The sequence below is a fragment of the Microbacterium testaceum genome (assembly GCF_001476655.1).
Lineage (GTDB): Bacteria > Actinomycetota > Actinomycetes > Actinomycetales > Microbacteriaceae > Microbacterium > Microbacterium testaceum_C.
Genome location: NZ_LDRT01000039.1, coordinates 20,499 through 27,055 on the forward strand (window position 1 = coordinate 20,499; position 6,557 = coordinate 27,055).

Sequence of the window (6,557 nt, forward strand, 5' to 3'; positions counted from 1 at the left end):
GCGAAGCGCGTCGTCGAGTTCGGTGACACGCTGCCCGTCCTCTTTCGTGAAGAGGCGACGGCTTCATAAGCGTCCTTCGCGGCACACAAAACCGCGTTGACGCCCCTCCCTGATCTGGCGGCGGATGAGGCGTTCGACGGAGTCGCGATAGCTTGATTCGCATGAACGATGGGGCAGAAGAGCGTAGCTCGGGGGAGAGCGGCCGCCCGACTATTCGAGTACGTCGTGCGAATGGCGAGTGGGAGACCCTGTCAAGCAAACGCGTGTCGACAGGGGACACCGAGAAAGACGCTCTCTGGGAATTGTCACTGCAGGAACTGCAGGACATCCTGGACGACCCGTCCGACAAGCGACACGAGAAAGCTCGTCTCGTCGCCGAAGAGATGTTCGCACCCATTCGTCGGGCTATGAGTGCGATGTACGAGCCCCAACTAGCGGCGTTCCGCGCACAGTTCGCTCGCCTAGCCGGCAACCTGCTGCCCCCAGAACAGCTGCGAACGGACGACTCGGAATGGATGAGGGCGATACAGCCGCATGCCGTCCTTCCGCTACCGGGTGTCGATGTCTACGAAATCGAGCCCGACACCACCGCAGGTAGCATTGCGGTTGCGGCCGCGAGCTTGTCCAAATTCGTCGAGGCGCAACAGGATTCTGCGGAGTCGACTAGCGCGGAGAGGCAGCAGGATCGAAAGGTAGAAGGACGGCGGCATGTGCAAATGCTGGCGGTCGCCATCCTGGGCGTTGTCGCCACGGTCGCTGCAATCGTCATTCCGACGGCGATCGCGATCAATGCAGCCAACAAGCCCCCGCGCACGTCCCCCGCCGCGTGTGGAAGGGTGCCTGCAGCATGGGCCATCAACGAGGCCGTCGCCGAGCGCGGGGGACGTACAAGCACGGAAGCTCGTGCCTCAAGCGAGACAATGTTGACCGAGTGGGCGGATGCAACGAACGGTGCGCCTAGCTGGAGCGTGGAGATTGTTTCTGCCGCGCGGGACGCCTACGAAGAATCGATCTTCGGCGATGTGTACACAAGCGAACGTGCCGCCCAACATGCCGCGGCAAGAGATTTCCTCGCTACATTCACTGAAGAATGCCAATCTGAGGGCAACCTCCCGGACGACTACCGACTGCCGTAGATCTCAGGTTGCATGGTCCACCTTCGTCACGCAGAGCACCCTCCACGGGCGCCGACCCGGCCGTGTGCCGGGAAGTCGATACGATCGGCGGATGCTGACGCTCGCTGCGGGACAGACTGAGGTCCCAGCCTTTGCCGCATCGCTCGTGCCATGGATTCCGCTGATGGGCGTTCTCGTCGCCACTGGTGCGGGACTCATCAACAGTTGGTCCGCTCGCGGGGAGTCCGCCGATCTGCGTCAGATCAAAGCGATGAATGAGGCGATCGCCGGAATGCCGGCGGGAAACTCGGCTCGCGACCGCCTTGAAGAAGCGCGCGATCGGCTCGCCAACCGCATCTCTTCGAAGGACCTGCGCGAGTCGCGAGAGTCGACTGTCTGGGTTTGGGCGGGCTTGGCGCTGCTCGCCACACTCACAGCTGCTGGTGTCGGGTTTATTGGAGCACTCGAGCAACAGCAAGCCGGCAGCCCTCTGGCCGCCGATCTGATGTCGGCTCTCGGGCAGACCCTCGGTTTCGGTGTCCTGACGGTTATAGCGTCCGCCGTGGTGGCAGTCGCGTACCGCCGACTGACGCGGACCTCACGCAAGAAGTAGCCCCGTGGCGCGTCGCCCCCGCGTCAGCAGTTCGTTGCGGAGTCGGCGCCTAAACGGCGAGCGCGGTGCAGTATCGGTTGGCGAGCCAGCGGACGGCCGCGAGGCTCGCCTCACGTCCGAGCCATAGGATCTGCCGCATGAGCTTGTCTGAATGGATCGCGCTAGCGGCAGCTATCGCTGCAATCGTCAGTGCCGTGATCGCCGGTGTGGAAGCTCGATCCGCTCGCCGGTCCGGCGCGACGGCCGCGGAAGCGCTATCCCGTCTCGCCGAGGCGCAGGAACAGGTCGCTGAATCCACGCGTCGAGCGGCGTGGGGAGTACCCAAGCGGCTACGGGACAACGTGTTGGGAATCCGAAACACGTCTGGCCAGAGGCTGGAAGTTCGGTCGGTACCGACATCGCCGCCGATTGGTGTCATGTGTTTGAGGCCAGTCGAGCGGCTGCCCATCACGATCGAGAGCGGTGACTACCTGCGACTACGAGTCACGCCAGCGCTCATTGAGAGTACGAAGCTCGAGAGCTTCACCATCGTTTGGGCGTTGAACGGTGGAGCCGGTGCCGAGCGAAGGTCGACGCGAACGCTTCCTTGATCACCTCGACGGGCGTTTGGGACCAACCCGGCGTCACCTCTCGAGGAGGGACGCCGGGGCGTTGGTCATGCGGCGAGCGGTGTGCCGTAGCGGTTGGCGAGCCACCGGGCGACAGCGAGGCGCGTTGTTCGGTCGTGGTTCGCGGCGTAGAACAGCCCGCGGATCGCGAGCGCGTTCGTGTTGACCGGCGTCGGCAGGTTCGCCGAGGCGCTCGGCGTGCGCGCGCGGATGAGCGCGGGGGCAATGCCGATCCCGGCACCGCCGGCGTACGTCATCACGTGGTCGATCTTGCCGTCGATCATCGTCAGCAGACTCGCGTCAGTGCCCCCGGGGAAAGTCATCGCCCGGGCAACGACGTGACACCCCACCTCCCACGCGCGGGTTTCGTTCATCCTCGTCGGGCTGATGCCGTTGCGGTTGTCGAGCGGGCTTGGACCGGTGCCGAGGCGCGAGTGCGCGTAGGTGTAGTCCGAGAGGTTTCGGCGACCAAACGAGAGCGCGCCCTGGTTCGCCCACATCGTCGGCCAGGCCGCGGCGTTGGCGTTCCCGAGCACGCCGAACGGCTCCGTCCACTCCGCAGCGGGAGCGTAGGCGTCGTACACCCAGTAGACCGAGAACGGGTCGAAGGGCTGACCGCTGATCGCGGCCTGGACACCGTCGCCCTCGATGCTCGCCATCGGCTTTCCAGCGACACTGTCGAGCGTGTACGGCCAGCCGATCGCAGGCGACAGGCCCACGGTGCCCAGCAACTTCCAGCCTGGGGTGTTCCCGTCGCAGTGGACCTCGGGGAGCGGCTGGTTGATGGTCACCATGTGCGCTTCGAGCTTGATCGACGCGCCCGCCGTCTCGGCGGAGGAGATGAACCCCGTTGTGCGCAGGGCGACGAGGTCGACGGACGCAGGCTTCGGAGCTACGGCCATGCCCGTGATCCGGGTCCGCACGTTGGCCGGCACGGTAATCGTTCCGGCGGCGAAGCCTCCGCCCGCGTACGTGGCACGGGGGCCGGTGTACTCGATGTAGGGGCTGATGCTCGTCGAGACGGACGTCGTGATCCAAAACGCGAAGCGCACGACGTCGCCGACGGTGAGCGGGTTGTTCTGGTTCCAGCGGCGACCCATCGCACCGTCAGCCGTCGAGGTGTACGTCACCGCGCCCGCAGGTGCCGGCAGGAAGCTCGAGGAGAACGCCGTCGTCACCGGCGTGCTGGCGCCCAGTGGGCCGATGTTCACGTCGCTGACCTGGAGGGCCGGGTTGGGCGAGTGATTCTTGACCGGCTGCGCGCGCCGATCGAGCAGGGCCGCGCGCATCACGCGCCCCGCTGAGCCGGGACCATCGACCACCAGCGGATGCCGTCGTAGAGCAGGCCGATCATGTCGACGGAGTTTGGGAGGGTCGAGAGCGTCGGGTCCATGCCCTCGTGACCGAAGATCGCGGCGGGGGTCGTGAGCGTGCGCCCGCCCGTCGCGTCCTGCGTCAGCACGAGCGTGATCATCTGCCCCGGGGTCGGCGTCGTCGGGAGGGTGATCCCGGTGACGTTGCCGGTGAGGCGGCGGTGGATGATCGCGTTCGTCTTCACGTCGGCGAGGTTCAGGACGCCGGCGGGCTGGTCGCCCTGCTGCACGAACAGGAACGTCGCGGTCTGCACGACCTTCTCGACGTCGCCCTTGAGCTTCTCCGTGTCGGTCTTGGCCTTGCCCGCGTCGGTCGCGGAGCCCGCGGCCGCGCGCGCCGACTCGGCCGTCTCGGACGCTGACGTTGCCGCATTGCGCTCCGATGTCGCGGCGTTCGTCTCGGACGTGCCCGCGGCCGTCGCCGATAGGCCGGATTTCCGCTCGCTCTCGGCGGCGGCCTTGGCGGAGGTGTCCGCGTCGGTCGCGCGGCGGTCCGCGGCACTCGCTGAGCCTGACGCATCGGTCGCGCTCCTTGACGCGGCACCGGCGTGCTGCGAGGCGGCCTCGACGGATCCGGATGCGTCGCGCGAGCTGGTGTCGGCATCTCGTGCTGAGCCGGCGGATTGTTCAGCCGCGCGGGACGCGTCGCCAGCTTGGGTGTCGGCTTCACCGGCCGCCGTCTCTGCGCGACCAGCCGCCGACACGGATTCTTCGCGGGCGGTGAAGGTGCCGGCACGGACGGTGTCCCACGCGGCGAGCACCTCGGGCGTCGGCTGGAACGTCTGCCGGTCGACCTCCTGGAGTGCGCCGAGGGACACGGGCCTGTCAACGTCGGGGATCTCCGTGTACCGGACGAGCTTGAAACCGCCGACGGTAGTCGTGATGCGCCACTCGATGCAGTAGCCGCCGTCGGTGGGGTCGAGGTTGATCTCGCGGACGGGGCGGCCGTTCACGATGTCGATGACGGTGGTGCGGGAGAAGATCACACCGTCCGCAGTGACGCGGGTGCGGGGGCCGCCGGCGACTACCGCCGTGATCGCGAGCTTGCCGGTCTCGGGGAGCAGCACGGTCGTCGCGCCCTGGGAGAGGACTCGGACGTCGATGACGGGCACGCGCGTCTCCTTTCAGGTGGATACGATCGGCGCATGCTGCCGCTGGTTCACTCCGCCGTCGAGGGGTCCTCGTCGGAAGCGAGTGTTATTTCTTGGATTCCTCTGATCGTTGGCCTCTTTGTGCTGGCCGCCAGCCTCTGGACCAGCTGGTGGGGGACGCGAGGTGAAAGCGCGTCGCTACGTCGCTTGAAGCTCATGAACGAAGCGATCGCCGGCCTGCCAACGGGCAGCGACGCCCACAAGCAGCTGGAGGAAGCTCGCGACCGTCTCGCCGCACGGATCTCCTCGAGCGACGTGAAACAGGCCTATGTGCGCGATACGAGTCTCAACTTCGTCCCAATCGTGTCCTTGCTCGCTACCGTCGGCGCAGTCCTGTGGCTCGTCATGCAAAGGCCGTGGGACGACGCCTACATTGAGGCGGTCCTCATCATCGCTCTGGTCGCAGCGCTGCTCTTTGCCTCGACAGCGCTTCTCGTGCACGTCATCCGCGGGCGCGGTGCGGGTGCTGCTTCGTCAAGCCGCGACGACTAGCTCGGTGGGCCAGTCGATCATGGGTCGCCACATGTTCTCGGTCGTGGCGATGACGTACCGGCCGCCGTCGAGCGAGTGATCGTTGACCTTGACCGGTTCGTCCTTGCCGAGCAGCGCGGCTTTCGCGTCCCACGAGTAGCCCGGGGCCTCGGCGATGAAGCCGGGGCACCGGTCGGATGCCACGAGGTGATCCTCGGAGAGGAGGGATGCCTGCGTGGCGATGCCGTACGAGACGTTGTTGAGCCCGCCTGAGGTGGGGATGCCGAGCAGGTTCAGTTCGCGTTGGAAGTGCAGCGCCGCGGGGTCGACGATCACGAACTCCGGGCGGAGGGCCGTGTCGTACGGGGTGTGCGGCTGCTCCCGCCAGCGGGCGAACAGTCCCGCCTGCTGCGAGGGGGACAGCTGCGCTGCCTCCTGGCCGCGGGTGTCGTGCCGCCACTCGTCGACGAGCCGCACGCGGGAACCGTAGCCACCGTCGCGACGCCGCTCACGCGAAAGGCCGAGCAGGAGGCCCGTCGACGGGTTGTTCGTGCCGAAGTCGACGCCGAAGCCGAACAGGCGACGCATCTGCGGCAGCTCAGCCCACGGGCGGACGTGGCGGGTGGGGTCCCACATGCCGTAGATCGCGCACCTGCCAGTACGTGTCGTCCTGGCCGAACACACCACGAAGGCCCTCCTTGAAGCCGACGAGGGCGGCGCGAACCTCGGCGGAGGCGTCGTCGCGCTTGTGGTCCTATAGGTTCGTGAACTTCGCCTGCTGGTCGATGATCTTCAGCACGCGGTAGACGGCGAACAGGTCACCGTTGCGGGCTGGCTCGTACGCACCAGCGAGGAGGGCGTCGACGCGGGACATCTGGAGCTCGAGCAGTTCGGTCGCGGACTCGCGGGTGATGTCGGCGATGCCTGTTTCACCGCGCGGTGTGCGCTGCCCTTGTTCGCTTACCCGATCTCGGCTGCGTTGTCATCGGACGACCATCCGGCGCGCCGGCGTTCGAGGGCCTTCTTCCGCTTCTCGGTGGCGGCGACCCTGGAGTTGGTTGGTATCCGATGCCATGGGGGTGCTTCTGTTGCCATCTCCGCGCCTGGCAGAGAAGTGGTCGCCGATCGGCCCCTGGCCGGGGCGTGGCGCCCCCCCCCCCCCGCCACCTTATACACATCTCCGACCCCCCCAGGCGGGCAGAACACCCGATTCGCGCTTTTGTCTT

General features: G+C 66.8%; 6 protein-coding genes. 3 read left to right on the top strand and 3 right to left on the bottom strand.

The features are described from left to right. The first annotated feature begins 161 nt into the window (after positions 1-161). Complete coding sequence (locus NS220_RS06760) at positions 162-1,136, top strand: hypothetical protein (RefSeq protein ID WP_153004193.1); 975 nt, start codon at positions 162-164, stop codon at positions 1,134-1,136. A 91-nt stretch (positions 1,137-1,227) separates the two neighbouring features. Then, the gene (locus NS220_RS06765; protein WP_058623322.1) at positions 1,228-1,728 is read left to right on the top strand and encodes a hypothetical protein; all 501 of its coding nucleotides are present in this window, start codon (positions 1,228-1,230) and stop codon (positions 1,726-1,728) included. Between the two features lie 655 nt (positions 1,729-2,383). Here NS220_RS06765 and NS220_RS06770 read toward each other — a convergent pair. Both NS220_RS06770 and NS220_RS06775 read right to left on the bottom strand, forming a co-directional pair. Continuing rightward, a complete protein-coding gene (locus tag NS220_RS06770; RefSeq protein WP_206542998.1) occupies positions 2,384-3,625 on the bottom strand; it encodes a hypothetical protein in 1,242 nt (413 codons plus the stop codon). Continuing rightward, a complete protein-coding gene (locus NS220_RS06775; protein WP_058623324.1) occupies positions 3,625-4,821 on the bottom strand; it encodes a hypothetical protein in 1,197 nt (398 codons plus the stop codon). Before NS220_RS06775 ends, NS220_RS06770 begins: the two co-directional genes overlap by 1 nt. Before the next feature lie 33 nt (positions 4,822-4,854). Between NS220_RS06775 and NS220_RS06780 the strand changes: the two genes are divergently transcribed. Further along, complete coding sequence (locus tag NS220_RS06780) at positions 4,855-5,352, top strand: hypothetical protein (RefSeq protein ID WP_058623325.1); 498 nt, start codon at positions 4,855-4,857, stop codon at positions 5,350-5,352. Here NS220_RS06780 and NS220_RS06785 read toward each other — a convergent pair. After that, on the bottom strand, positions 5,335-5,967 hold the full coding sequence (locus NS220_RS06785; protein WP_058623326.1) for a hypothetical protein: 633 nt from the start codon (positions 5,965-5,967) through the stop codon (positions 5,335-5,337). The genes NS220_RS06780 and NS220_RS06785 overlap by 18 nt on opposite strands. Positions 5,968-6,557: the final 590 nt, after the last annotated feature.